Source organism: Stappia sp. P2PMeth1 (assembly GCF_900185735.1).
In the GTDB taxonomy this organism is placed as follows: Bacteria; Pseudomonadota; Alphaproteobacteria; order Rhizobiales; family Stappiaceae; genus Stappia.
Genome location: NZ_FYAW01000008.1, coordinates 64474 through 89074 on the forward strand (window position 1 = coordinate 64474; position 24601 = coordinate 89074).

The 24601-nt window shown below is 65.1% G+C and carries 28 protein-coding genes; 18 read left to right on the top strand and 10 right to left on the bottom strand.

Features of this window, described 5'->3' with window-relative positions:
• The first annotated feature begins 162 nt into the window (after positions 1–162).
• Together P2PM1_RS02440 and P2PM1_RS02445 are read left to right on the top strand one after the other, a co-directional pair.
• Positions 163–930, top strand: coding sequence for an alpha/beta fold hydrolase (locus tag P2PM1_RS02440; protein WP_186398010.1), 768 nt, complete (start codon positions 163–165; stop codon positions 928–930).
• On the top strand, positions 927–1811 hold the full coding sequence (locus P2PM1_RS02445; RefSeq protein WP_186386403.1) for an alpha/beta fold hydrolase: 885 nt from the start codon (positions 927–929) through the stop codon (positions 1809–1811). The genes P2PM1_RS02440 and P2PM1_RS02445 overlap by 4 nt, the downstream gene beginning before the upstream one ends.
• Before the next feature lie 584 nt (positions 1812–2395).
• On the opposite strand, the gene P2PM1_RS02450 is transcribed toward P2PM1_RS02445, so the two are convergent.
• Complete coding sequence (locus P2PM1_RS02450; RefSeq protein WP_186398011.1) at positions 2396–3205, bottom strand: enoyl-CoA hydratase; 810 nt, start codon at positions 3203–3205, stop codon at positions 2396–2398.
• 247 nt (positions 3206–3452) lie between these two features.
• On the opposite strand from P2PM1_RS02450, the gene cysE reads away from it, so the two are divergent.
• Positions 3453–4286, top strand: a complete 834-nt coding sequence (cysE, locus tag P2PM1_RS02455; protein WP_186386405.1) for a serine O-acetyltransferase — start codon at positions 3453–3455, stop codon at positions 4284–4286.
• A gap of 172 nt (positions 4287–4458) precedes the next feature.
• The gene (locus P2PM1_RS02460; RefSeq protein WP_186386406.1) at positions 4459–4674 is read left to right on the top strand and encodes a DUF3126 family protein; all 216 of its coding nucleotides are present in this window, start codon (positions 4459–4461) and stop codon (positions 4672–4674) included.
• Positions 4675–4788: 114 nt separating this feature from the next.
• On the opposite strand, the gene P2PM1_RS02465 is transcribed toward P2PM1_RS02460, so the two are convergent.
• Entirely contained in the window at positions 4789–5514 is a 726-nt protein-coding gene (locus P2PM1_RS02465) for a hypothetical protein (protein WP_186386407.1), read from the bottom strand.
• 240 nt (positions 5515–5754) lie between these two features.
• On the opposite strand from P2PM1_RS02465, the gene P2PM1_RS02470 reads away from it, so the two are divergent.
• Positions 5755–6072: a hypothetical protein gene (locus tag P2PM1_RS02470; protein ID WP_186386408.1), complete on the top strand. Its 318-nt coding sequence runs from the start codon at positions 5755–5757 to the stop codon at positions 6070–6072.
• Between the two features lie 76 nt (positions 6073–6148).
• Positions 6149–6685: a gamma carbonic anhydrase family protein gene (locus tag P2PM1_RS02475; protein WP_186398012.1), complete on the top strand. Its 537-nt coding sequence runs from the start codon at positions 6149–6151 to the stop codon at positions 6683–6685.
• A gap of 157 nt (positions 6686–6842) precedes the next feature.
• Here the strand turns inward: P2PM1_RS02475 and P2PM1_RS02480 are convergent, their stop codons facing one another.
• The 3 genes from P2PM1_RS02480 to P2PM1_RS02490 all read right to left on the bottom strand — a co-directional run bounded on the left by P2PM1_RS02480 (position 6843) and on the right by P2PM1_RS02490 (position 9189).
• Positions 6843–7460, bottom strand: coding sequence for a transglutaminase-like cysteine peptidase (locus tag P2PM1_RS02480; RefSeq protein WP_208985169.1), 618 nt, complete (start codon positions 7458–7460; stop codon positions 6843–6845).
• A gap of 301 nt (positions 7461–7761) precedes the next feature.
• On the bottom strand, positions 7762–8382 hold the full coding sequence (locus P2PM1_RS02485; protein ID WP_186386410.1) for a PilZ domain-containing protein: 621 nt from the start codon (positions 8380–8382) through the stop codon (positions 7762–7764).
• Between the two features lie 153 nt (positions 8383–8535).
• Positions 8536–9189: a PAS domain-containing protein gene (locus P2PM1_RS02490; protein ID WP_186386411.1), complete on the bottom strand. Its 654-nt coding sequence runs from the start codon at positions 9187–9189 to the stop codon at positions 8536–8538.
• A 597-nt stretch (positions 9190–9786) separates the two neighbouring features.
• Here P2PM1_RS02490 and P2PM1_RS02495 point away from each other — a divergent pair.
• The 4 genes from P2PM1_RS02495 to P2PM1_RS02510 all read left to right on the top strand — a co-directional run bounded on the left by P2PM1_RS02495 (position 9787) and on the right by P2PM1_RS02510 (position 12391).
• Positions 9787–10479: a rhomboid family intramembrane serine protease gene (locus P2PM1_RS02495; RefSeq protein ID WP_244301389.1), complete on the top strand. Its 693-nt coding sequence runs from the start codon at positions 9787–9789 to the stop codon at positions 10477–10479.
• Between the two features lie 120 nt (positions 10480–10599).
• Positions 10600–11031, top strand: coding sequence for a CBS domain-containing protein (locus tag P2PM1_RS02500; protein ID WP_186386413.1), 432 nt, complete (start codon positions 10600–10602; stop codon positions 11029–11031).
• Between the two features lie 81 nt (positions 11032–11112).
• On the top strand, positions 11113–11919 hold the full coding sequence (locus tag P2PM1_RS02505) for an AraC family transcriptional regulator (RefSeq protein WP_186398013.1): 807 nt from the start codon (positions 11113–11115) through the stop codon (positions 11917–11919).
• A 70-nt stretch (positions 11920–11989) separates the two neighbouring features.
• The gene (locus tag P2PM1_RS02510) at positions 11990–12391 is read left to right on the top strand and encodes a DUF2000 domain-containing protein (RefSeq protein ID WP_186396277.1); all 402 of its coding nucleotides are present in this window, start codon (positions 11990–11992) and stop codon (positions 12389–12391) included.
• Positions 12392–12428: 37 nt separating this feature from the next.
• Here the strand turns inward: P2PM1_RS02510 and hisI are convergent, their stop codons facing one another.
• Positions 12429–12881, bottom strand: a complete 453-nt coding sequence (gene hisI, locus P2PM1_RS02515) for a phosphoribosyl-AMP cyclohydrolase (RefSeq protein WP_186386416.1) — start codon at positions 12879–12881, stop codon at positions 12429–12431.
• Between the two features lie 37 nt (positions 12882–12918).
• Complete coding sequence (gene folE, locus P2PM1_RS02520; RefSeq protein WP_186386417.1) at positions 12919–13554, bottom strand: GTP cyclohydrolase I FolE; 636 nt, start codon at positions 13552–13554, stop codon at positions 12919–12921.
• Between the two features lie 271 nt (positions 13555–13825).
• Here folE and P2PM1_RS02525 point away from each other — a divergent pair, with 271 nt between their 5' ends.
• From P2PM1_RS02525 to P2PM1_RS02550, 6 genes are all read left to right on the top strand, one after another.
• Positions 13826–14263: an iron-sulfur cluster assembly scaffold protein gene (locus P2PM1_RS02525; protein ID WP_186398014.1), complete on the top strand. Its 438-nt coding sequence runs from the start codon at positions 13826–13828 to the stop codon at positions 14261–14263.
• A 104-nt stretch (positions 14264–14367) separates the two neighbouring features.
• Entirely contained in the window at positions 14368–14679 is a 312-nt protein-coding gene (yidD, locus tag P2PM1_RS02530) for a membrane protein insertion efficiency factor YidD (protein WP_244292938.1), read from the top strand.
• A 198-nt stretch (positions 14680–14877) separates the two neighbouring features.
• Positions 14878–16035, top strand: a complete 1158-nt coding sequence (locus P2PM1_RS02535) for a GNAT family N-acetyltransferase/peptidase C39 family protein (protein ID WP_186398015.1) — start codon at positions 14878–14880, stop codon at positions 16033–16035.
• Positions 16036–16040: 5 nt separating this feature from the next.
• A complete protein-coding gene (locus tag P2PM1_RS02540) occupies positions 16041–17495 on the top strand; it encodes a RimK family protein (protein WP_186398016.1) in 1455 nt (484 codons plus the stop codon).
• Between the two features lie 145 nt (positions 17496–17640).
• On the top strand, positions 17641–19596 hold the full coding sequence (gene thrS / locus P2PM1_RS02545; protein ID WP_186398017.1) for a threonine--tRNA ligase: 1956 nt from the start codon (positions 17641–17643) through the stop codon (positions 19594–19596).
• Between the two features lie 155 nt (positions 19597–19751).
• Complete coding sequence (locus tag P2PM1_RS02550) at positions 19752–20621, top strand: lysophospholipid acyltransferase family protein (protein WP_186398018.1); 870 nt, start codon at positions 19752–19754, stop codon at positions 20619–20621.
• Here P2PM1_RS02550 and P2PM1_RS02555 read toward each other — a convergent pair.
• Entirely contained in the window at positions 20611–21654 is a 1044-nt protein-coding gene (locus P2PM1_RS02555; RefSeq protein ID WP_186398019.1) for a hypothetical protein, read from the bottom strand. The two genes, P2PM1_RS02550 and P2PM1_RS02555, sit on opposite strands and share 11 nt — an antisense overlap.
• Before the next feature lie 198 nt (positions 21655–21852).
• Between P2PM1_RS02555 and P2PM1_RS02560 the strand changes: the two genes are divergently transcribed.
• Positions 21853–22437: a nitroreductase gene (locus tag P2PM1_RS02560; RefSeq protein WP_186398020.1), complete on the top strand. Its 585-nt coding sequence runs from the start codon at positions 21853–21855 to the stop codon at positions 22435–22437.
• Positions 22438–22439: 2 nt separating this feature from the next.
• Entirely contained in the window at positions 22440–23042 is a 603-nt protein-coding gene (locus P2PM1_RS02565) for a flavin reductase family protein (RefSeq protein ID WP_186398054.1), read from the top strand.
• Positions 23043–23107: 65 nt separating this feature from the next.
• Here the strand turns inward: P2PM1_RS02565 and P2PM1_RS02570 are convergent, their stop codons facing one another.
• Both P2PM1_RS02570 and P2PM1_RS02575 read right to left on the bottom strand, forming a co-directional pair.
• Positions 23108–23989, bottom strand: a complete 882-nt coding sequence (locus tag P2PM1_RS02570) for a CoA ester lyase (protein WP_186398021.1) — start codon at positions 23987–23989, stop codon at positions 23108–23110.
• Positions 23990–23993: 4 nt separating this feature from the next.
• The gene (locus tag P2PM1_RS02575; protein WP_186386427.1) at positions 23994–24446 is read right to left on the bottom strand and encodes a MaoC family dehydratase; all 453 of its coding nucleotides are present in this window, start codon (positions 24444–24446) and stop codon (positions 23994–23996) included.
• Between the last annotated feature and the right edge of the window lie 155 nt (positions 24447–24601).

A 24601-nucleotide genomic window follows, 5' to 3' on the forward strand; every position in this document is an offset into this window, starting at 1 on the left:
ACAGGGGGAAGTGGCGGTTTGGCCACATCTGCGGCAACAGGTGGCAGGCGGGGTGGCGGCGCTCATGCGAGCCGCCATGCGGGCTGCGGGCTTTTCATCCGCACAGTCGCGCATTATCGTAAGGGTCATCTTTTTACGTTTACGTCAAGGTAAAGGCCCTCAATGCCCCATTTCGATTCCGCCGGCCTGCGCATCGCCTATCTGGACGAGGGACGGGGGGAGCCGATCCTGCTCATCCACGGCTTTGCGTCCAACAAGCACGTGAACTGGGTCTATCCCGGTTGGGTGAAGCTGTTGACGGAAGCCGGTCGCCGGGTGATCGCCATCGACAATCGCGGCCATGGCGAGAGCGACGGCAGCCATGATCCGGAAGATTATGGCGCCCCGACAATGGCGGAGGATGCAAGGCGTCTGCTCGACCACCTGGGCATCGAGCGGACCGACGTGATGGGCTATTCGATGGGCGCGCGGATCTCCGCCTTCCTGACGCTCGACCATCCGCAACGGGTGCGCAGCGCCGTCTTCGGAGGGCTTGGCTATGGCATGATCACCGGTGTTGGCGATCCCGAACCGATTGCCGCCGGGCTGGAAGCGGCAAAGCTCTCCGACGTCACCGACCGGGCGGCCCGCGCCTTCCGCGCCTTTGCCGAGCAGACCAATTCCGACCGGTTGGCGCTTGCCGCCTGCATGCGGTCCTCGCGGCAGAAGATCAGCGAGGAGCAGGTCTCGCGGATCACCCAGCCGGTGCTGGTTGCGGTCGGCACGAAGGATGAGATCGCCGGCTCGCCGGAGAGGCTTGCCCGACTGATGCCGCGCGCGAAGGTGCTGGAGATCCCCGGCCGCGACCACATGGTCGCCGTAGGCGACAAGGTCTACAAGGCCGGCGTCACCGGTTTCCTGGAGAGCCTGGCGCGGGAGGGGATCGCGTGAACGCCAGGACCCTCACTCTGACAGGAGCTGACGGCAACGATCTCGTTGCCGACGTCCACGGCGCGGGCAGCCGCTCCGTGCTGCTGCTGCATGGCGGCGGCCAGACACGCCATGCCTGGGAGGCAACAGGCGCACGGCTCGCGGCGCGCGGGCTATCGGCATGGTGTCTCGACCAACGCGGCCATGGCGGCAGCGACTGGATCGCGAGCGGTGCTTACGAGTTTCGGGATTTCGCCCGCGACGTGGTGGCGGTGTCAGACCAGATCGCCGGACGCTCGGGCGTGCGGCCCGTTGGCATTGGCGCCTCGCTTGGCGGCATTGCCAGTCTTCTGGCCGAAGGGCAGTTGCGGCCCGGTACGCTGTCGGCGCTGGTGCTTGTCGACGTGACGCCGCGCATGGATCCCGCCGGGGTGAACAAGGTCATCTCCTTCATGGCAGACAGGGCCGAGGCCGGGTTTGCCACTGTGGAGGAGGCGGCCGACGCGATCGCCCGCTACCTGCCCCATCGCAAGCGTCCCGAGCGGCTCGACGGGCTCGCCAAGAACCTGCGCCTGCATGACGACGGCCGCTACCGCTGGCATTGGGACCCGCGCTTCCTCGGGCACCGGCGCGGCCGGCCGCTCGATCCCAGCGACGGCATCGAGGAGAGGGTCGAGGGCGAGCTGGTGCGGGCCGCGCAATCGCTCAAGGTGCCGGTGCTGCTGGTGCGCGGCGCGCGCTCCGAACTGGTGACCCAGAGCCATGTCGACGAGTTCCTGACCCTGGTGCCGCATGCCGAGTATGCGGATGTGGCGGATGCCGGCCACATGGTCGCCGGCGACCGCAACGACGCCTTTGCCGGCGCGGTGGTGACGTTTCTCGAGCGGCTCAAGGCCGCCTGAACGGCACGTCTTGCCGGCTTGCGGCGTGTTTTCAGAACCGCTGATCATGTGGTGCCAGCAAGGCCTTCCGCCTTGGCTCGCAGCGCGCATGGACCCTGCTCCCGGGTGGCCGGACCCGTTTTCACACCACTTTTCGGCGAGAGCTGCGCGTTCGCGGCCGCATGATGGTGTTCATTTTTTAGATAGATAAATCAATTACTTATATGGTTAACTGATAGTTAATGTGGAACTGCGCGCACAGTAATGCATTAGGTGAAGACCTTGCTTCAAGCCTCTGTTTATGCGGGGTATTTTTCTGGAACTTAAAGTGGTGCATTAGCCTGTGCTCAGGATCTGATTCAGGATCCTCACAGACAGAATCAACACGATGCGGGCGTCAGGGAATCATTCCCGATTCCCGGCGTCAAGAGCACGCCTCGGCATGTCCGCATCGGCGTTGTCCTGACCGATGCCGTACATTCGACGCTGCAAGGAGTCGGTTAACAAAATGACTCTACGTCAGCCGCCTGGCGCGATCGGCCTGCCACGACGGGTAGGGACGGGGCCGGCTTGCCGCGAGTAGCGACAGGTATCGTCGAGCGAGGTTAACTGCCGGTGAAGTCGGGGGCGCGTTTTTCCATGAAGGCTGTGCGGCCCTCGGCGAAATCGCGGCTGTCGAAACAGGCGTCGGCAAGGGTCTGGCAGGCGTCGCGATCTTCTGCCGACAGGCGGGCGGTGAGGGCATCGATGCCGGCCTTGGCGGCGCGCAGGGTGAGAGGTGCGCCGCTGGCGATCTCGCTGGCAAGACGCCTGGTCTCCGTCTCCAGCGTTTCCGGCGCGGCGACAAGATCGAGAAAGCCGAAGCGTTCGGCCTCGGCCGTGCCGATGCGCCGGGCCGTGAAGAAAAGCAGTTTGGCGCGCGCCGGTCCGATGAGGCGCACGACGTCGGCGATCGCGGTCGGAGGATATCCGACGCCCAGACGGGCGGCCGGGATGCCGAAACTGGAGCCATCCGCGGCGATGCGCAGGTCACAGGCTGCCGCAAGTCCGAAGCCGCCACCGAGGCAGAAGCCGCGGATCATCGCGAGGGTCGGCAAGGCCGCGTTGCGCAACGCGTCGAACGCCTCAGCGTTGGAGACCTCATAGGCGCGTGCGGAGGCGGCATCCTTGCGCAACGTGGCGAACTCGGAAATGTCGGCGCCGGCGATAAAGGTCTCGTTGCCAGCTCCGCGCAGGACGATGACGCGCACGCGCGGGTCGCTCGAAAGCTCCGCCACCGCCTGGGGAATCGCCTGCCACATGGTGAGCGTGAGGGCATTGCGCCGGGCGAGGTTGTCGACCTCCAGCCAGCCGATGCGATCCTCGATCCGGGTGGTGATACGGGCGGGGCGTGTGTCGGTCGAGATGTCGGTCATATCGGACTCCGGCAGGGCGCGGCAGGGCTGCGGGCATATTGCAATCTCCAGCGACCCAGTCCATTCGCACCGGGCGGAAAATCGATCGGTTGGGCCTGTTCGGGGCAGGGCGGGAGGTGAATTGACCGCGCCGGCGGCCTTGACCTATGGCCTTGCCTGCATACATCGCGGTAAGATGGCACCCACGACCTATGCTTGAAAGGGGGCCGCCCTGCCCGTGTGGCGGAGGCTCCGTAAGGAGGCGAGCATGCCGCAGATCAATCCCCTTGCCGAGGCGCCGACCCTGTCGCGCCATGACCCCGTCTGGAGCCAGTTACGCGAGGAGGCCGAGGCGATGGTGCGTTGCGAGCCGGCGCTCGCGTCCTTCGCCTACGAGACCGTGCTCAACCACGACCGGTTGGAGGAGGCTGTCGTGCACCGGCTGGCCGACCGGCTGGGCCATGTGGTGGTTTCCCCCTCGCTGATCCGACAGACCTATCTGGAGGCGCTGCAGGATTCGCGTGCGCTTGCGGAAGCCTTTCGGGTCGACCTCGTCGCCGTGTATGACCGCGATCCGGCCTGCACCCGGCTGCTGGAGCCGCTGCTCTATTTCAAGGGTTTCCACGCGCTGCAGACGCATCGGCTGGCGAATTGGCTGTGGAAGCGCGGGCGCAAGGACTTTGCGCTGTATCTGCAGAGCCGGTGCTCGGAAGCCTTCCAGGTGGACATCCATCCGGCGGTGCCGGTCGGCGTCGGCGTGTTCGTCGACCATGCCACCGGCATCGTCGTCGGTGCCACGGCGCAGATCGGCGACAATGTCTCGATCCTGCAGAACGTGACGCTGGGCGGCACGGGCAAGGAAGAGGGCGATCGCCACCCGAAGATCCGCAACGGCGTGCTGCTGGGCGCTGGCGCCAAGGTGCTCGGCAATATCGAGATCGGCCACTGCTCAAAGGTCGCCTCTGGGTCGGTCGTGCTGACGGATGTGCCGCCGAACTCCACCGTTGCCGGCGTGCCGGCCCGGGTGGTCGGCGCGGCGGGCTGTGCCGAGCCGTCGCGGACGATGGATCAGTTGCTTTCGGCGGACAGCGACAGGGGCTGATCGGGCTGACGACCTGGTATCAATATGAGGCGCGCAGTTCCCCGCCTGGGGGAAAGGCGCGCTTTTTTCTTGGTTCGCGCGGCCGAATGTGTAGGTTCGGGGCCAATCCGGCATTGCCGGCAACTCATGGGGCCGCCAGGGAAAGAGCCGTGGCCTTTGAAAGGAGCCTTTCGTGAAGCCAGACGAGATCCGCAAGCTCGAAGCCTATTTGCAGAAGAAGTTCGAGCTTCCGAAGCTTGTTGTCCGGGCGCGGCCGAAGAAGGACGATTCCGCCGAAGTCTATATCGGTGAGGAGTTCATCGGCGTGATCTATCGCGACGATGACGACGACGACTTGAGCTGGAACTTCCAGATGGCGATCCTGTCCTACGACCTCGACGAGGCCTGAGCCGCCAGCGCTTCAGGGGGACCGGACGGACGGAACCAAGACGGGCGCACCGCGGGGCGGGCGCCCGTTTTTCGTTTCGCGGTTCCCGTCACCGAGTGCGACCGCGAAGTGCGGTCAGGAGGCCGGTTGCGGCGCGAAACGGGCAACCAGTGCGGCGACGCCGTCATCGAGGCTCTGCCAGTGCTCCAACTGCCATTGGCGGAAGCGATAGGTGGCGAAGAGGCCATGGCCGAGGCGGATGCTGCGTTCGCAGCTCGCGGCAAGCGTCTTGTCGCGCGGCGTGAAGCAGCGGGCTGCGAACAGCCGGCCGTCCTGGGAGCGATGTGCTACGAAGTCCGTGCCGCTTGCCGCATCACCGGGCAAGGGCAGCAGGGCGAGGCCCGCAGGGCCCGGCAGAGGATCGCCCGAGGCAAGCGAAAGCCAGACATGGGTGAGCCGCTCGCTCGTGTCCATGATGTCGGCGGTGGCAAGCGGCTCCAGCGAGACGAGCATGACGGCGGACGTATCGCTGGGATCGGCAAAGGCGCGGGCGTTGAACTCGCTGTAGCCGTCCATGGACGGCCACAGGACTGCAAGGCTCAGCCGGTCGACGGAGCCGCCGGCAATGCGCTCCTCGACCCGCCGCATCATGTTGGCCGGCACCTTGAGCTGCACATCGCCGAGACTTATGGCGACACGCTCGCGGCTGTCGCTCCAGCCGGTGGGGCCGCGCGTGTAGTTCAGCCAGCTTCCGACCGTGTGGGCGAGCAGAGCGGTGCCGGCAAGCGCCAGCGCAACGACCATCGATGTGAAATGGCGGGCCTCAACCCCCGTTCCGCCGGGAAGCGTCAACGGCATCATCCGAGCGCTCCTGTTGCAGGCCGCGACGGCAACCCCGGCCACGGCAGGTGACCCAGCAGATTGTCCCGATCCGGGACGGGTGTCCCGATCTGCTCCGGGACGCGGGGCACTCCGTTCGCCATCTTTATGGTTACCAGTTCGTTAATGGACCCGTGGAAACGGCATGCTAATTGCTGGTGCGAGACGTGAGTTTCCTATTAAGGTTCCCAGAGAATTGGTTAACGAGGGGTTAACGGCACCATGAGTGAACTGGCGCTGGCGGTCTATCTGGGCTGCGCGGGCTTTGTCATCTCCGGAATCATCGGCAGTTTCTATCAACTTGTGACCGGAGAGCCCCTTCGTTTCGCCATATCGGTCGAAACCTGGATCAAGGGCGTCCTGTCCTGTCTGCTGTGTGTTTTCGCAGGCCCCTTCATCATCATGCGCAACGCGATTCGCGGCCGGCGGGTCGAACAAAGGCCGCTCGGCTGGCTTGTTGCCTCCTCGACGATCGCCGGGATGTGGAGCCTTTGCTCCGGCATCATGGTGGTGCATGTCGCTCTGACCGTGGTCCTGTAAGGTTGACGGGCGCGGGCGCGCGTCCGTCTCCTGATGCCGCAAGGCCTGATTGAGGCCAGCTATTCCGGAGTGTTCCATGCCGCTTTACCGCCTCGACGATCACAGTCCCATCACACCCGAGCAGGGAGCCTTCTGGGTGGCTCCGAATGCGGCACTGATCGGCCGGGTCGTCCTGAAGCGGGACGCCAGCGTCTGGTTCTCTGCGGTGCTGCGCGGCGACAATGAAACGATTACCGTCGGAGAGCGCTCCAACGTGCAGGACGGCTGCGTTCTGCACACGGATATGGGCTTTCCGCTGGAGATCGGGCGCGGCTGCACCATCGGCCACAAGGCGATCCTGCACGGCTGCACCATTGGCGACAATACGCTGGTGGGAATGGGGGCGACGGTGCTGAACGGCGCCCGCATCGGGCGCAACTGCATCATCGGTGCCAATGCGCTGATTGCCGAAGGCAAGGAGATCCCGGACAACTCGCTGGTGGTGGGAATGCCCGGACGGGTGGTGCGCCAGCTCGACGCGGCCGCGGAGGCCGGAATCGCTGGCTCCGCCGACGGCTATGTCGCCCAGTGGCGCCGCTACGCCAACGGGCTCTCGCCGGTGGCCGGAGGCTGATCGCAAAAAAAGGCCGGCCTCCGCGGAGCGGAGACCGGCCGGGCAACCCGACCCCGGGGTATGGGGGAGGGGGATGGGCCTGGTTGCCATCAGTAACGGCGCAATTTCCGTGTCGTGCCAAACTGCCTTGTCGCGGGACCTTGTCCCACCACTCAAGTCAGTTTCCGATGCTGGCCAGCGTGCTGGTCCGGCGGTCGGAGATCGCCGCCCATTGTGCCGGATGCGACACTGACTGCCGCTTCACGAAACGATAGGGCGCCGAATACCAGGGCAGGACGGCCTCGATCTGATTGTCGAGGATGATGTCCCCCTGATCCGTGCGGACCGTGAGAACGGCATGGCCCGCGTTGTTCGTGTCCTTGACGACGGTGATCAGCAATGCGCTGGCCGGCCAGCCGCGGCTCACGAGCACGCGCTTCTTCTCCAGCACGTATTCCTCGCAGTCGCCGGCCCCATCGACAGGGTAGGTCCAGTATTCCTCGACACCGAAGAGTTCGAGGTCGGTCACCGGCCGAATGCGGGCGTTCACCTCGGCATTGACGGCCAGCAATTCGTTCCACCGGGCCCGGTCAAGCTTGACGACCACCGCGTCCTTGCCATCGGGCTGGCATTCGACCGGGTTCTCCTGACAGAAGCCGATATGGCCGATGGGAGCCTTCGCGGCCGCGCCGGTTTCCATAAAGCGTCCCGTCCCAGGGTCGGCCTGCGCTGTGCTTGTTGCCAGCAGCGCCAGAGCGACCAGCGTATACTTCAGTATCTTTGTGTTCATCGTCATGTCTTCGCCCTCCCCAAGGCTGACTAGACAATGACACACGCGTTTTTATTTGCGTCTAAGGTCCGATACGGAAGTTTATTTGAAATAAATTCAGTTTATACGACAATTTATACTTAAATAGAATAAAATTGTAATGATCCCGAGCATGAGGCGGGCGAGCGCAGAACGCGCAAATCGACCCTCGCCGCCGCATCGGTGATGCGGAGGGGCGGGGCGTCAAGTGGGGGGGATGCGCGCAAATGCATCGAACCGACCGGAGGCGGCTCCGGCCGGTTCGATCTGCGCATTTACTGCGGCAGGATCAGGAAATGTGCTGTTCGAGCAGGTCGCGGTTCTGGATGTGCGCGAACTCGACGGCAATACCGTCCTCGGTGTGGCGCACGACGCGCGCACGCATCTTGCCGATGCCGATCGCGGTGCCGATCTCCGGCTTCACCTCAGTCTTGAGCGAGGCGCCCGACAGGGACACGTCGATGATGAGCGACTTGTAGCTGCGCCCGTCCGCAAGGACGATCTGGGTGACCGGGTTTTTCGGGGTGAAGCGCTCGTGGCGACGGTCTTCCGGCAGGTTGAGCACATCGCGATTGGCAAGCCATGTCAGAACGTTGGCGAGTTTGTCGCGCTTGCGCTGCGTCGCATTGATGCGGATGGCGAAGCCACCCTCGATCTCCCGCACCACCTCGCCCTCGATGCGGCCGATATGGTCGACATAGGCAACGACCCGTTCGCCGACACGTGCTGGAACCGGCGCGATCAGGGCGGCGCCGCCAGGCGACATGTCGATGATCTGGCAGGGATATTCGCGACGATCCTCGAGCATGAAGCGGCCGAGGATGTGGACAGGCACGCGGGAATGGCGCCGTCGGTCGACTTGCTTGGCGGCGTCGGCTGTCGTGTAAGTGAGTGCCGTGGCATGCGCCATGCGTCGTCGACCTTCCCTGGAGCGCACGGCTCCGGCGGCCGCGCGAACACTGCTGATCGACGTTATGACATGGCAGTTAACAGAGCGTAAGTGCTGCCCTTGCGTAAGGCGGTCGTGCCGCCCGGTTCGACGCCTGCGACAGTGGCGCAGGCGTCAGTTCTTCCCGCCCTCGATCACCATCAGGTGTTGAACCCGCCGGGCTTCCGCGAGCAACGGCAGCGGGGCGGAACTGCGGATCGCCGCCGGCTCGCGACCGAATTGCGGGACCGGGCTGGTGGCGGTTCGCGCCTGCGGCCTGAGGAAGGTGGGGCGCTCGTCCGGCCAGATCAATCTCACGCTCTTGATCGTCTGCGACAGGATCGGATGCATGCCTGCCCAATAGGGCTGCTCAAGGGCAACGCAGGCACCGAGCACCCGGCTGCAGCCTTCGCCGGGAATATGCAGCGGCAACAGCAGCATCTCCATGTCGACAGACTGTTTGCGCTCGGTGAAGCCGGCCACGCCGATCACCGCGGCTGCCGCGTCCTCGGTCACTGCCGCAAGCAGGGTGGCAAGCGCCTCGCGATCTTCGCTCGACCAGCCGCGCAGGATGTTGCGGTTCTTCAACTCCCGGCAATGCAGCGCACACAGGCGCGTCCCGGCAAGGCGGAAGCGATAGGTGTCGCGGTCGACAAGTTCCAGGATGAACGTGTCGCCAAGGACGGCGCGGATCCGGCCGGGCTCGATCTCGCCGCGGTCGGGTGCCGGGCGTTCGCCTCGAAGGCTGTCCCAGTACTCGTAGAGCCGCTGCGTCACCGGATGTTTCATGTCAAACCTCGCCCCGGAAAGGTGTCCCGCCCATTGCCTGGGCGAGGCTGCTGTCCTGTTTTCGCGCAAGGCCTGGCCGCAGAACCCGGCGCGTGTGCCGGAATGCGGTTGGCCTGCTGCTTCTGGAGGGGCGAGGAAGGAAAACTGTCCGTCTTCGGGACGGTTGTCCGCCTTGCGCCGCACCTGGGGAGAGACAAAGCAGGCCGCATGCCAACGAGTTGACCGGTTCGATTTACTTTCTGTTAAGGTTAACGAACGGTGGCAGTTGCCGTAGCGTTGGTTTGATGTGCAGAATCTACCAGTTGGTGAAAGCGAGCCTACCTGCACTGCACGTCGCCTGACTTCGTTCGCAGGAACCGGGTAAAAGCACCGGTTTCCTGCCGTTCCTTGACCGCCCGGGCCGCGCGAAAGCGTGGCGGGCGGTTTTTCTTTGGCCGAGGCGGCATGTCGCGGCTTGACGGAGGCCGGCCGGCCGGCCGATCTGGAGACGGTACAATTCCCGCCAGGCGAGAGACGATGCACGAACCAAGAGCCGAAGAGATCGACGACCAGGGCCAGCCGCCACCGCCGGAGCCGGTTTTCAACCTGCCGAGGATAGTGAGGAGTTTGGCGCTGCTGCTTATCGGCATCTATGCGGCGGATTGGTTCCTGATGCCTATGAGTTCGCGGATTGAGGTCCTGCTTGCCTATGGCTTTCTGCCGGCGCGCTATCTGCCGGATGCAGTGGAACTCTATCAGTTGCCGGGCGGCGAGGGCGCGAAGGTCTGGAGCTTCCTCACCTACGCCTTCCTGCATGGCAGTTGGGCGCATCTCTTCGTCAATGTGATGTGGATGGTGGTGTTTGGCTCGGCGGTTGCCCGGCGCTTCGGAGCCGCGCGCTTCCTGCTGCTGTCGGCCGTCTGCGCCGTCGCCGGCGCGGCGTTGCACCTGGCTTTCCATTTCGGTGAACTCGTGCCGATGATCGGAGCTTCGGCCGCGATCTCCGGCCAGATGGCAGCGGCGACACGGTTCGTCTTCGACATGGGCGGGCCGCTCGGTGCCATGCGGCGCACGGATGACCTGGCCTATCAGCGGCCGGCCTCGAACATGTTGACAACCCTGTCCAATCCCAGGGTCGCGATGTTCATGCTGGTCTGGTTCGGCCTCAACTTGCTCTTTGGCGTTGTCTCGGTGCCCATTGTCGGCGAGGGAGGCAGCATCGCCTGGGAAGCACATATCGGCGGGTTTGTTGCAGGCTTTGCCTTGTTTTCTCTCTTCGATCCGGTCCCCCGACGCAGGAATGGCGGTTAGGGCCAGGGCCTCGCAGTGTTGCCGATTGCGCCGAAACAAGGATTTGTCATGATGGGGGCGGAATCGGGGACGGGAGGGTCCCCGGCCCGCAGCCAGGACAAGCCACCGGGGAGGTCGGACATGACGGTCGCATCAATTCTCAACGAGAAGGGGCGGGATGTCGTTACGGAGCGTGCCGAGACGACGATGCGCGAGATCTGCGCCATCCTCGGGGCCAAGCGTATCGGCGCCATCGTCATCACCGACCAGAAGGGCGGGATCCGTGGGATCGTTTCCGAGCGCGATGTGGTCCGGGCGATCTCGCAGGACGGTCCCGACGCGCTCGACAAGCCGGCCTCGGCCTATATGACGGCGAAAGTCGTCACCTGCGACGCGAGCGAGACGGTGAACTCGGTGATGGCGCGGATGACCGGCGGCAGATTCCGCCATGTGCCGGTGGTGAAGGACGGCAAGCTCGCCGGCTTGATTTCCATCGGCGACGTGGTCAAGCATCGCATCGCGCAGATCGAGCGCGAGGCTGAGGACATGCGCAACTATATTGCCATGACCTGAAGGCGAGACGCGGCGCTCAGCCCCGCTCCGCCCATGGCAGTCCGGTCTTGTCCGGACCGCAGAAAGGTTAAACGGCAAGCCATGCAGGCGAACCGCTATCATCATCTCGCCTGGCATCACGGAATCGAACTGTTCGAGGCTGCCTTCAGCACGCAGACCTTCAGCCGTCATGCCCATGAAGGCTTCGCTATCGGAGCGATTGCCGAAGGGGCAGGCGGCTATGTCTGTCGCGGCGAGAGCATGGTCCTGCCAGCCGGAACCTTGTCGCTGATGAATCCGGAGGAACCGCATACCGGTCATGCGGCGGCGGAGTGCGTCCGCTACACCATGCTCTATGTCTCGGAGACGGCGGTGCGTGAGGTGCTGGGACTGCGAGTTCTGCGCGGCTTCACCGCCATCGCTCCGCGCGACCGCCAGTTGGAACTGACACAGGCGCTCGGGGCACTTGCCGCGCGGCTGAATGGCGGTCCGATGCCGGACCGGCGGCTGGCGGTGGAAGAGGCGGTTCACGAGGTTCTGGCTCGAGCCTTTACTCACTACGGGGGCGCCGAGCTTCGGGCCGCCGGGCGGGAGCCTGCCGCCGTCAGGCGGCTCAGGGAACGCATTGCCTTCGGTGTGGAGGTGGGGGAGAGCCTGTCACTGGCGGATCTTGCCGCGGAGATGAGCCTGAGCCCGTCCTATCTGGTGCGCAGCGTCGCCAGGGCGACCGGTCTCACCCCGCATGCCCATGTGCTGCGCCAGCGGGTGGATCTTGCACGGCGGCTGCTGCTGGATGGGGTCGCGGCGGCGGAGGCGGCGGTTGCCGCCGGCTTCTGCGACCAGGGCCACATGATCCGCCAGTTCCGGCGGCACTACGGCGTTACCCCGGGTGCGCTGCTCCGGCACTGACAGGTCAATTTCGTCCAATCCGCAGAGCCGCGCGCCATGGCAAGGGCTTCCCCTGACGAAAGGGGACGCCATGTCGATCAAGCCTGTCATCATCTTGTGCGAGAGCCTGCCTGTTGGGCTCAAGGCGAATTTTTCGGCCGTGTTGGGAATGAGCCTCGGCCAACTCCACCCCGACCTTGTGGGAGCCGACACGCCGACGGGTGACGGTGTCGCGCTGTCGGGTATCACCAGGGTGGCGCTGCCGGTGCTCGGCGCGCCGGAGGACGACTTGCCGCAGCTCTTTGCGGCGGCGGAGGCATTGCCGGTGCGTCTCGCCTATATGCGGGCGGCCTTCGAGGCGCGGAACTACGACGACTACCGGGCGCGGATCGCCTCGGCGCCGCTGGCCGGCCACAGGCCCCAGGCGATCCTGCTAGCAGGACCGCGCAAGGCGGTGGACCGGATCTGCGGCAGCCTTCCGCTTCTGCGCTGAGGGCGACAGGCGCGTCAGTGGCTCGCCGGTGGGCGCTTCAGTGGCCGTAGACGTCCTTGGGATCGTAGACCCGCTCCCCGCCGGAATGCTCGAGGCGTACAGTGCCGTCTTCGCCGGCAACGACCCGGCGATAGAAGCAGGAGCGGTACCCGACGTGGCAGGTGGCGCCGTTGCCGCCCACCCGCACCTTCACGACCAGGGCGTCCTGGTCGCAGTCGGTGAGGATCTCGACAACCTGCTGGACCTGGCCCGAAGTCCCGCCCTTCTTCCAGAATTCCTGGCGTGAGCGGCTCCAGTACCAGACCTCGCCGGTCTCGATGGTGCGGGCAAGCGCCTCGGCGTTCATGTAGCCGACCATCAGCACGGTCCCGTCGTCGGCATCGGTGATGACGCAGGCGATCAGCCCGTCGCCGTCAAACTTCGGCTGGAAAACCGCACCGTTTTCCAGTTCGTTCTTGTCGCCGCGTCCGGCGAAACGAAGCTCTGTCATGGGTCTTCCGTCGACGCCGGACGGCGTCTTTTTGATGTCAGCCGCGACGTGGGTCGCGAACAAGGCTCATGAAGCGGACCTGCTCGCTCGGGTCGTCGCGGAACACGCCGGTGAACTGGGTGGTGATGGTCGTCACGCCTTGCTTCTGCACGCCGCGCATGGTCATGCATTGATGCTCGGCTTCGATCATCACGGCGATGCCGCGCGGAGCGAGATGGGTGTCGATGGAATCGACGATCTGCGCCGTCAGGTTCTCCTGCGTCTGCAGGCGTTTGGCGAAGATGTCGACCACTCGGGCGATCTTCGACAGGCCGACGACACCCTCTGCCGGATAGTAGGCGACATGCGCCTCGCCGACAAAGGGAAGCATGTGATGCTCGCAATGGGAGAAGAACGGAATGCCGCGCACCAGAACGATGTCGTCATAGCCACCGACATCCTCGAAAGTACGCTGGAGGTGCTCCGCCGGGTCCTGGAAGTAGCCGGAGAAGATTTCCTCATACGCCTTGGTGACGCGCTTGGGAGTATCCAGCAGGCCCTCGCGCTCGGGGTCGTCTCCGGTCCAGGCGAGAAGCGTGCGGACGGCGGCCTCGACCTCCTCGCGGGACGGTCGGGCGCGCGTCGCCGCTGCGGCATCGTTCCGGGTCGTGACCGGCTTCAAGATGGCATCCATTGCGGGATCTCCCGATTGTATTGTATTCCGCATCCCTTACGTCGCCCCCGTGATTTCGGACCACTGGAGCCTTCCAAGGGCTCTGTCTCGGGTGGCGGAGGGGTCGCACGGTATCGTGTTTGAATTGCGACGGCGGCCTGCGGTCCGCCCCGTTTGGCCGCCACATGAGACGTGTGTGTCCATTTCTTTCCCGCGTTCCACCCTATATAAGAAATGCCAAACGGCTGTGAAGCCGGTTGATCCGGCGTCACGCCGTCTTGATGAGGCGCTCATGCTCGACGACATCTACAACTCGAAGATCCTCGAACTTGCCGGCAATATCCCCTGCCTCGGCCGTCTCGACGCACCCGATGCCTCCGCGAAGGCACACTCCAAACTGTGCGGCTCGACGGTGGTTGTCGACCTCAAAATGCAAGAAGGAGTTGTGACCGATTTCGCGCAGGACGTCAAAGCCTGCGCGCTCGGGCAAGCCTCCGCGTCGATCATGGCGCGGCACATCACGGGGGCGACGCTGGCGGAGCTGCGCGAGGCGCGCGACGCGATGCTGGCCATGCTCAAGGAGAACGGCCCACCGCCGACCGGCCGTTTCGCCGAAGCCGAGGTTCTGCTGCCGGTGCGCGATTTCAAAGCGCGTCATGCGTCCACCATGCTGGCCTTCGAGGCGGCGCTGGAGGCGGCCGAGCAGATCGAGGCGCGGCGGGCGGCCTGAGCCGTTCGGCCATGTGCTCCGGTCATCCTCCCCACGACCCTCCTTCTCGGGATCCCTCACCCGGCGAGCGCTCCCACGCCGGGGTGGTCGGACGTCCTCCTCCCGTGCCGGGGATTGCCGCACGGATAGCGCTGCTGCTGATCCGCATCTACCAACTGACGCTGTCGGCCTTTCTCGGGCGCTCCTGCCGCTACGCGCCGAGCTGTTCGGGCTACACGGCCGATGCCATTGCCTATCACGGGCTGTGGGCCGGGATCTGGATCGGGATCGCCCGTATCCAGCGATGCCGGCCTGGCGGAGGCAGCGGGTTCGACCCCATTCCCGAGACGCTGCCTGAGCATGCGCGCTGGTACCTGCCATGGCGTTACGGACGCTGGACATCACATCACATCGATCCGGCGACCCGGCTGGACTGAGTGCCGCGCTCCATCGCCATGCGAAATCCGCGCGAGCCATGCGAAAGCCGTTGAAGACGCAGGACGAATTTGGAGATAGAGGGCTTTCGGGGCATCATTGGTACAGCGCCATCGACAAACAGGCGGCGACCGGTGAGCGATCCTGAAGACTTCCCGGGAGACCCGGATTTGAACACTCCTGAAGCTGATTCCGCAGCCATGCCCGAGACGGGCCGCGAAGCCGCGCCCGAAACCGACCCGGAACCTTGGCCCGGCGGCGCCGGGACAGTGCTGCGCGCCGCCACCGCCCTTGACCTTGCGGGCCTGGTCGAGGCCGAGGAGGCCTGCTTCACGCAGGATCGGATCTCGCGGCGTTCCTTCCGCCGGTTCCTGGAGAGTTCGGGCGCCTCCTTCGTGATCGCGGAGAGCAAGGGGCGGATCATCGGCTACGCCTTGCTGCTGTTCCGATCCGGGACGGCGCTGGCGCGGCTCTATTCCTTTGCCCTGCGCAGGGAGGTGCGTGGCCGGGGATGGGGGCGTGCGCTGCTGGCGGCGGCCGAGGCCGATGCCTTCGCACGTGACCGCATCGTGTTGCGGCTGGAAGTGCGCGAGGACAACGCCACCGCCCGCGGACTTTACGCAAAAGCCGGATACCGCGTGCACGGACGGGTTGCCGACTATTACGAGGATGGCACCGCCGCGCTGCGGATGGAGAAGCTGCTGCATGACGAGGCCGCACCGCCTTCGGCCGTGGCCTACTATGCGCAGACGACCGAGTTCACCTGCGGGCCCGCCTGCCTGATGATGGCGCTCAAGCATTTCGACCCGGCGACCGACCTGAGCGAAAGGCTTGAACTGCGGCTCTGGCGGGAATCGACGACCATCTATCTCGCCTCCGGCCATGGCGGCTGCGGGCCGTTCGGTCTTGCGGTCGCGGCTGCAAACCGCGGACTTTCCGCCGAGGTGCGCCTGTCGCCGCCGGGGCATCTGTTCATCTCGTCCGTGCGCGATCCCGACAAGCAGCGGGTGATGCAGATCGTGCAGGACGACTACCGTGCCGAGGCGCGGAGGCTCGGCATTCCGGTGATGGAGGAGCAGTTGCCGGCCCGTTCGCTGGCGGAGGAGCTGCGCGCCGGCGCGCTCGCCATCGTGCTCATCTCCGAATACCGCATGCTCGGCCGGCGCGGTCCTCACTGGGTGCTGGTGCAGGGCGAGGATGCCCGCCATCTCTTCATCCACGATCCATGGCTCGGCTACGAGGGCTACGAGACGCCGCAGGATGCCTCGAACCTGCCGGTGCCGGATGCCGAATTCGACCGCATGGCCCGCTGGGGCAAGCCGCCGGTGCGCGCGCAGATCATCTTGAGAAAGGGCTGAGACCGATGGCCACATGGGTCGTTCTCGTCGACAATCCGAAGGACTTCTCCAACGCCGACACACCCCACAAGGTGATGAGCGTGCGCGACTACATGCTGCGCCCGAAGCTCTTCACCGGAACCAACCCGAACATCATCAATCTGTCGCGGTCCTTCGCCTATCAGGGCGCGGGCTACTATGCCTCGCTGCTGGCCGAGGCACGGCAGCACCGGGTGCTGCCGAATGTCGAGACGATGATCGAGCTATCACGCAAGGGGCTCTATCGCCACGCGCTGCCCGAGCTGGAGGATAGCCTCAATCGCTGCCTCGCCAAGGCGGAAGGCGTCGGCGACAAGCTGCTTGTCTGCCTCGGGCAGACCGAGATTGCGGCGCTGGAGCCTTTCGCTCGGCTGCTGTTCGACTGGTATCGCGCGCCGATATTGGAAGTGAACCTCGGCAAGGAGACCTGGCGGGCAATCACCCGCATCCGGGTGGTGCCGATCTCCGACCTCGACGCGTCGGCACGCAGCTTCCTGAACGCCAGCCTGGAGCGCTACACGCACCGCGCCTGGCGGGCCCCCAAGCAGCGCCTGCCGATGAAATACTCGCTCGCCGTGCTCGCCAATCCGAAGGAGGATCTGCCACCTTCCAGCCAGGAGTCGCTGCGCCACCTGGCCAAGGTCGCCGCGCGCCAGGGGGTGGAGATCGTGCCGATCGGCAAGGGAGACCTGGACCGGCTCGCGCAATACGACGCGCTGTTCATCCGCGAGACGACGAATATCGACAACCACACCTACCGCTTCGCCCGCCGGGCGGTGCAGGAGCGCATGCCGGTGATCGATGACCCGGTGTCGATGATCCGCTGCACCAACAAGGTCTATCTCGCCGAACTGATGGAGACGCACGGCATCCCGATCCCCAAGACCGCGGTGCTGTCCAGCGTCAAGGAGGCCATCGGGCTGGAAGCGCGTCTCGGGTCTCCGGTGGTGCTGAAAATTCCGGACGGGTCGTTCAGCCGCGGCGTGTTCCGCGTGGCCGGCGAGGCGGCGATCACCGAAAAGCTCAAGGAACTGCTGGACGACAGCGATATCATCATCGCGCAGGAATACTGCCCGACCGACTTCGACTGGCGGATCGGCGTGCTCGACGGCGAGCCGCTCTTCGCCGTGCAGTATCTGATGGCGAAGAAGCACTGGCAGATCGTCAAGCACGAGGATGGCAAGCAGGCGAAGGAGGGCAGCTTCCGCTCCATCTCGCTCGCCGAGACGCCGCCGGCGGTGGTGGAGACCGCCATACGCGCCGCCCGCCTGATCGGCGACGGACTCTATGGCGTCGACCTGAAGTCGTTCGGCGACCGGGTCGTCGTCATCGAGGTCAACGACAATCCCAACCTCGATCACGGGGTGGAGGACTCGATGGAGAAGGACGCGGTCTGGGAGCGGCTGGTGCGCTGGTTCGTCCGCCGGATCGAGGCGCGGTAGCAGCCTTGGCGCCCTGACTGTTCCGCAGGTTGCCCCTTTCGCCCAAATCACCTAAATGGAGCGCGGTTCGCGCTGCGCATTTTGCACGCGCGGCCGACCATCAACGCTTACCTGCCCTGTTTGCAGGAGTGAGCCGGAGACAGACATGATCCATCTGACCTTCCCCGACAATTCGGTTCGCGACTTTGCGCCTGGCGTGACCGGCGCGGAGATCGCTGCCGGCATTTCCAAGTCGCTCGCCAAGAAGGCCGTCGCGGTGACGCTCGACGGCGAACTTGCCGACCTGTCGCTGCCGATCGAGCGCGACGCCCGGCTGGAGATCGTCACCCGCGAAGATCCGCGGGCGCTGGAACTGATCCGCCACGACGCCGCCCATGTGATGGCCGAGGCGGTGCAGGAACTGTGGCCGGGGACGCAGGTGACCATCGGTCCGGTGATCGAGAACGGCTTCTACTACGACTTCAAGCGCGACGAGCCCTTCACCCCCGACGATCTGCCGGTCATCGAGAAGAAGATGCGCGAGATCATCCAGCGGGGCGATGCATTCACCCGCGAGGTGTGGTCGCGCGACGAGGCGAAGCGCCATTTTCTGGCGAAGGGCGAGACCTACAAGGTCGAACTGGTGGATGCGATTCCGGCCGACCAGGACGTGAAGATCTATCGCCAGGGCGACTGGCTCGACCTGTGCCGGGGGCCGCACATGGCCTCGACCCGTCAGGTGGGCGATGCCTTCAAGCTGATGAAGGTGGCCGGCGCCTATTGGCGCGGCGACAGCAACAAAGAGATGCTGACCCGCATCTACGGCACTGCCTGGGCGAACGAGGCCGAGCTCAAGGCCTATCTCCACATGCTGGAGGAGGCGGAGAAGCGCGACCACCGCAAGCTCGGCCGGGAGATGGATCTGTTCCACTTCCAGGAAGAGGGGCCGGGCGTCGTGTTCTGGCATGCCAAGGGCTGGAGCCTGTTCCAGAGTCTCGTCGCCTATATGCGCCGGCGCCTCGACGAGGACTATGACGAGGTCAACGCTCCGCAGATCCTCGATACCTCGCTGTGGGAGACCTCCGGTCACTGGGGCTGGTACAAGGAGAACATGTTCTCCGTGCAGTGCGCCGACCCGGAGGCGGAGGACACGCGCCTCTTCGCGCTGAAGCCGATGAACTGCCCGGGGCATGTGCAGATCTTCAAGCACGGGCTGAAGAGCTATCGCGATCTGCCGTTGCGGCTGGCGGAGTTCGGCGCGGTGCACCGCTACGAGCCTTCGGGCGCCATGCACGGGTTGATGCGCGTGCGAGGCTTCACCCAGGACGACGCCCATATCTTCTGCACCGAGGAGCGGATGGCGGCGGAGTGCCTGAAGATCAACGACCTGATCCTCTCGGTCTACGAGGACTTCGGCTTCAACGAGATCGTCGTGAAGCTGTCGACCCGGCCGGAAAAGCGCGTCGGCTCGGACGAGCTGTGGGACCATGCCGAAGAGGTGATGACCCGGGTGCTCAAGCAGATCGAGGAGCAGTCCGGCGGGCGCATCAAGACCGGCATTCTGCCGGGCGAAGGCGCGTTCTACGGCCCGAAGTTCGAATACACGCTCAAGGACGCCATCGGCCGGGATTGGCAGTGCGGCACCACCCAGGTGGACTTCAACCTGCCGGAGCGCTTCGGCGCCTTCTATGTCGATCGGGACGGCGAGAAGAAGACCCCGGTGATGATCCATCGCGCCATCTGCGGTTCGATGGAGCGCTTCCTCGGCATCCTGATCGAGAACTTCGCGGGCCATTTCCCGCTGTGGCTGGCACCGCAGCAGGTGGTCGTCACCACCATCACCTCGGAGGCCGACGACTATGCAAGCGAGGTGCAGGCGGCGATGAGGAAGGCCGGTCTGCGGGCTGAGCTCGACCTGCGCAACGAGAAGATCAACTACAAGGTCCGCGAGCATTCGCTGGCCAAGGTGCCGGTCATCGTCGTGTGCGGCAAGCGCGAGGCGGAAGAGCGCACCGTCAACATTCGCCGCCTCGGCTCCCAGCAGCAGTCAGTCACCGGCCTCGACGCGGCGATCGCCGCGCTTGTCGAGGAAGCGGTGGCACCGGACCTGCGGCGCAGCTAAGGCCGACGCATGCCGCTGTGAACAAAGGGCCGGCCGGGATCTCCCGGTCGGCCCTTTTTGCCGGGGAGCGGCCGGGAGTGTCGCGATCCTGTCACGCAAGGCGGGCTAGATCACAGGTTAATTCGCACAGGCATGAATGAATTCAGGGGCCGGGGGTGAGGGAAACGGAACTCAGCTACGCCAACGAGGCGCATTCCTGGGGCAAGCGCACGCTGATCCGCGGGATCGAGACGCTCTCGGGACGCAATTATCTGCTTGGCTACTATCGCTACTGGCGCGATGCCATCGCCGCCACGTCGGCCACCAAATGGAGCGACCTGCTGGCGCTGATCGGCGTCGATGTGGTGGTGGAGGAGGGAAGCTGGCCGCCGGAAAACCTGCCGGAGGGACCGCTGGTGATGATCGCCAATCACCCCTATGGCCTCGGCGACGGGCTCGCGATCCTGTCCCTGGCCGAGCGGCTGGGGCGTCCCTATCGCATTCTCATCAATAACGAACTCCTGAAGGCGCCGGAGATCCGGCCCTATGCGCTGCCGGTCGACTTCGAGGAAACCGCGGAGGCGCTCAGGACCAACATGCGCACCCGCAAGGAGGCGCTGCGCCTGCTTGCCGAAGGCGTCACGATCGTGGTGTTTCCCGGAGGCGGGGTCGCGACGGCGCAGCGCCCCTTCGGGCGTGCGCGGGAGCTGCCGTGGAAGACCTTCACGGCCAAGATGATCCGCGCGGCCCGCGCGACGGTCATCCCGCTTTATTTCGACGGCCAGAATTCGCCGCTCTTCCACCTTGTCTCGCGCGTCTCTCTGACACTGCGGCTGTCGATGTACATTCGGGAGTTCCGACGGATCATGGGCTGCGACCTGCCGGTGCGCGTCGGCGCACCGATCGCATATGAGGAACTGGAGGCCTTCGGCGATCAGAAGGCGATGACCGAGCATCTGCTGGCCCGCGTCGTCGCGATGGCGCCGAGTGTCCCGCGCCCGCGGGTCAGGCGGGATCGTCGCCGGCTGCGTCGGATCACTGCTTGAGCAGAGAACTCGTCAGGACTTCGACCTCGCCATGGGCGGCGGTCTTTACCTCGAACTCGCGCGAGTACAGCTTGTCCTCGTTGCGGGCGATTACCTGATACTCGCCCGAGGCCAGGACGAAGGCCGGGAAGGCGCCGGTTCCTTCCACCACCGTGTCGCCACCCGGCGTCAGCACAGACCAGTTGGTGTTGGCGATGGCCTCGCCGCCCGGCTGGTTGACCAGCTTCAGGGTGACACGCGCCGCATTGTGGAAGACGGTCGCCTCGGTCAGCTTGCCGGGCTCGACGCGGATGTCGGCGCGCACGGTGGCGTTCACCGCGCCGTAGCGGCTGACGATGTGATAGGTGTCGGCATTCAGCCGTACGATGTCTCCAGGCTTGATGTTGCTGGCGACAACCTTGCGCTCGCCGCGGCTGTTGTATTCCCGCTCATAGATGTCGAACACCAGTCGGCCGGTGCGGATCGGCTGGTTGCCGGAGAACTGGGCGTCGAGCTTGATGCCGCCGGCATTCAGCACCACCGTCTGGCTGGTGAGGCCGTTGCGCACGGAGATGCGGCTGGTGCGGCCGGCATAGCCATAAGCGGTGTGGACGAAATACTCGCCGGGCGGCAGGCGGAAATCGGCATCGCCGCCCCTGGCGGTTGCGACGAGTTCCAGCCGGCCGTTCTGGTTCAATGCCGGCCGATAGACTCGCCACGTCACGCCCTGGGTCAGGGCCGGTCCGTCGTCGGACAGGCGGGCGACCATGTAGACGGGCGATTCGGTGCCCTGGTCGGGCATACCGGCATCGGGAGTGATCGCCGGGGCATAGGGGACGACGGGGGTGGAGGATCCGGGGACGGCGTTGCCGCCGAGCAGGTCGCCAAGTACGGGAGGGGCCGCATCTGCCTGAGGGGCATTGAGGTTGTCGGGTTTGACCGGCGGTGCCAGGACCTCCTCTGCCCGAAGCGGGGAGAGTGTCACTCCGATGAGGCAAAGCGCGATTGCGAAAACCCTGATCACCTGCATCTGCCGGATGCCTGCCCCTGTCATGAACCCAAACCGATCGGAAAAATTTCCCTCTGCGGGTTCCACTCCAAAACTGGGGCAATTTCAAGTCATCTGTCGCGGGAGGCTCTGGCCTGATTGACAGGCGCGAAAACCCGACTAGGTCATGGAAGCGAGCGCGCCTTGCGTGCACCTTCCATCCCCTGCCGTCCTTTGCGGACGGCGCTGACCCAAAGGCTGACGATGACGACGGAGCAATCCGACACCCTGCGCCTGCTGCTGACACGGCGCTCGCACCCCGCCATGACCCTGGTCGAGCCTGCGCCGGACGGTGACGTCTTGCGGTCGATCCTGCAGGCGGCCTCTCGCGTGCCGGATCATGGCAAGCTGGTGCCCTGGCGCTTCATCCTGATCCGGGGAGACGCGCGTGCCGAGCTCGGCCGGCGGCTGCTGCCGCTTGCGGAAGCGCGCGAGGGCGAGCTTTCGGCAGAACGGCGCGACCAGGAGCTGACCCGCTTCACCCGGGCGCCGCTGGTGGTCGCGGTGATCAGCCGCGCTGCCGTTCATCCCAAGATCCCGGTCTGGGAGCAGCAATTGTGCGTCGGCGCCGTGTGCATGAACCTGGTGCTGGCGGCGCATGCCAGCGGCTTTGCCGCGCAGTGGCTGACCGAGTGGATGGCTTTCGATGATGAGGTCTCCGCCATGCTCGGCCTTGCCGAGACGGAACGGGTCGCCGGCTTCATCCACCTTGGCACCCCCTCGCAGCCGCCGAGCGAACGGCCGCGACCGGATCTCGACGACCTGATCAGTGAATGGAGTGCGGCATGAGCATGTACAGCTATGAGGTGGCCAAGGGGCATGGCCTGCCGCACAACCCGTTCAAGGCGCTGGTGGCACCGCGGCCGATCGGCTGGATTTCCAGCCGGGCGGCGGACGGATCGCTGAACCTTGCGCCCTACAGCTTTTTCAACGCGGTCTGCGATACGCCGCCGATCGTGATGTTCTCGTCCTCCGGCTACAAGGACACGGTGGCCAACATCGACGAGACCGGCGAGTTTGTGTTCAATCTTGCCACCGAAGACCTGAAGGACGCGATGAACACGTCATCGGCACCGTTCGACAGGGGCGTGTCGGAGTTCGGCAAGGCTGGACTGACGCCGCAGGACTCGCTGCTTGTCGATGCTCCGCGCGTCGCCGAGGCGAAAGTGGCGCTCGAATGCAAGCACTTGCAGACGATCCGCCTGACCGCTCATGACGGCACGCCGACAAACAACTGGATGGTGCTCGGCGAGGTCGTCGCGGTGCATATCGACGAGGCGATGCTGGTCGACGGCCTGTTCGACGTGACCAGGGCGCGGCCGCTCTCGCGCCTCGGCTACATGGACTATGCGGTGGTCGACAGCGTGTTCCAGATGCGTCGGCCCAAGGCCTGAGCCTCCGCCGCCACAGCGATTGGAGAGTCGGCCGGAGGGGATGCGCCCTCCGGCCTTTTTCGTCTTCAGTCCCCTGCCGTGCTGCCCGCGCGGGCCAGGATCTTTTCAGCCCGCCGCAGGTGCGGCCGGTCGAGCATTTCGCCGTCGAGGCCGACGACGCCGGGATTGCCGGCGGCGGCGAAAGCCTCGAAGATCCGTCTGGCCTTGGCGATCTCGTCAGGCGAGGGGGTGAAGACCTCGTTGATCACCGGCACCTGGGCGGGATGGATCGCCATCTTGCCGGTGAAGCCGTCGTTCAGGGCTTCCAGGGCCTCGGCGCGCAGGCCGTCCATGTCGCGGAAATTGGTGAAGACGGTATCCACCGGAGCGACATCCGCCGCCACGGCGCCAAACAGGCAGAGGTTGCGGGCGAGCCAGAAGGGGCCGGAATAGCGCCCGTCCGCCGTCCTGTTGCCGAGCGAACCGAGATCGGCCGAAAGATCTTCAGCGCCCCAGGTCAGGCCGGCAAGGCGCGGACTCGCTCCCGCATAGGTGCCAAGATTGAAGACGGAGGCGGCGGTCTCCGTGGCAACCACGATGATGCGGGTGGCGCCGTCGGCAAGCCCGTGCTCCGCTTCATGGACGGCAAGCTTGGCGCAAAGGTGCTGCACATCCATGCCGGAGATCGACTTGGGCAGCATGATTCCATCGGGTGCCGCGCGCATCACCGCGTCGAGATCCGCGTCGGTCTCGCCGGTGTCGAGCGCGTTGACGCGGACATAGAGGCGCGGGCGCCCGGCGTGCTGGCCCGCCGCGCCAAGGAAGGCAGCCGCGGTTTCGCGCGCCCTCGGCTTGGCATCAATGGCGACGGAATCCTCCAGGTCGACCAGGAGCACGTCGGCGCCGCATGTCAGCGACTTCTCCAGCTTGCGCTCGCTGTCGCCGGGAACGAAGAGGAGGGACCGCATGTCCTCACCCCTTCTTCTTCATGAAGGCCTGCCGCCGGCAACTGGCAACGAGCACGTCGTTCTGGTTGAAGGCCTTATGTTCGAATTCGACGATGCCGGCGTCCGGACGCGACTTCGATTCGCGCTTGGCGACGACTTCCGTGGTGCAGTGGATGCTGTCGCCCTGGAACAGGGGATGGGGGAAGCGGACATCGGTCATGCCGAGATTGCCGATGGTCGTGCCGACCGTCGTATCATTGACGGAGATGCCGATCATCAGTCCGAGCGTAAAGAGGCTGTTCATGAGCGGCTGGCCCCACTCCGTCTGCGTCTCGCAGAAATGTCTGTCGATATGCAGCGGCTGGGGATTGAGAGTCATGTTGGAGAACAGCATGTTGTCCATCTCGGTCACCGTGCGGGTCAGCGAATGCGTGAAGATGTGACCGACAGTGAAGTCCTCGTAATACAGCCCCGGCATGGTTTCCTCCCTTTAGGCCGGCCGGCGTAACCGCCGGCAGATCCGCTATTCCGACGAATCAAGCTCCCGGATTAAAGACACAAAGTGCAATTCGCAACGGGCGTTAGCGGATGTTAACCATCCGTTAACCAAATGGTCGCGACTCTTAATCAAAT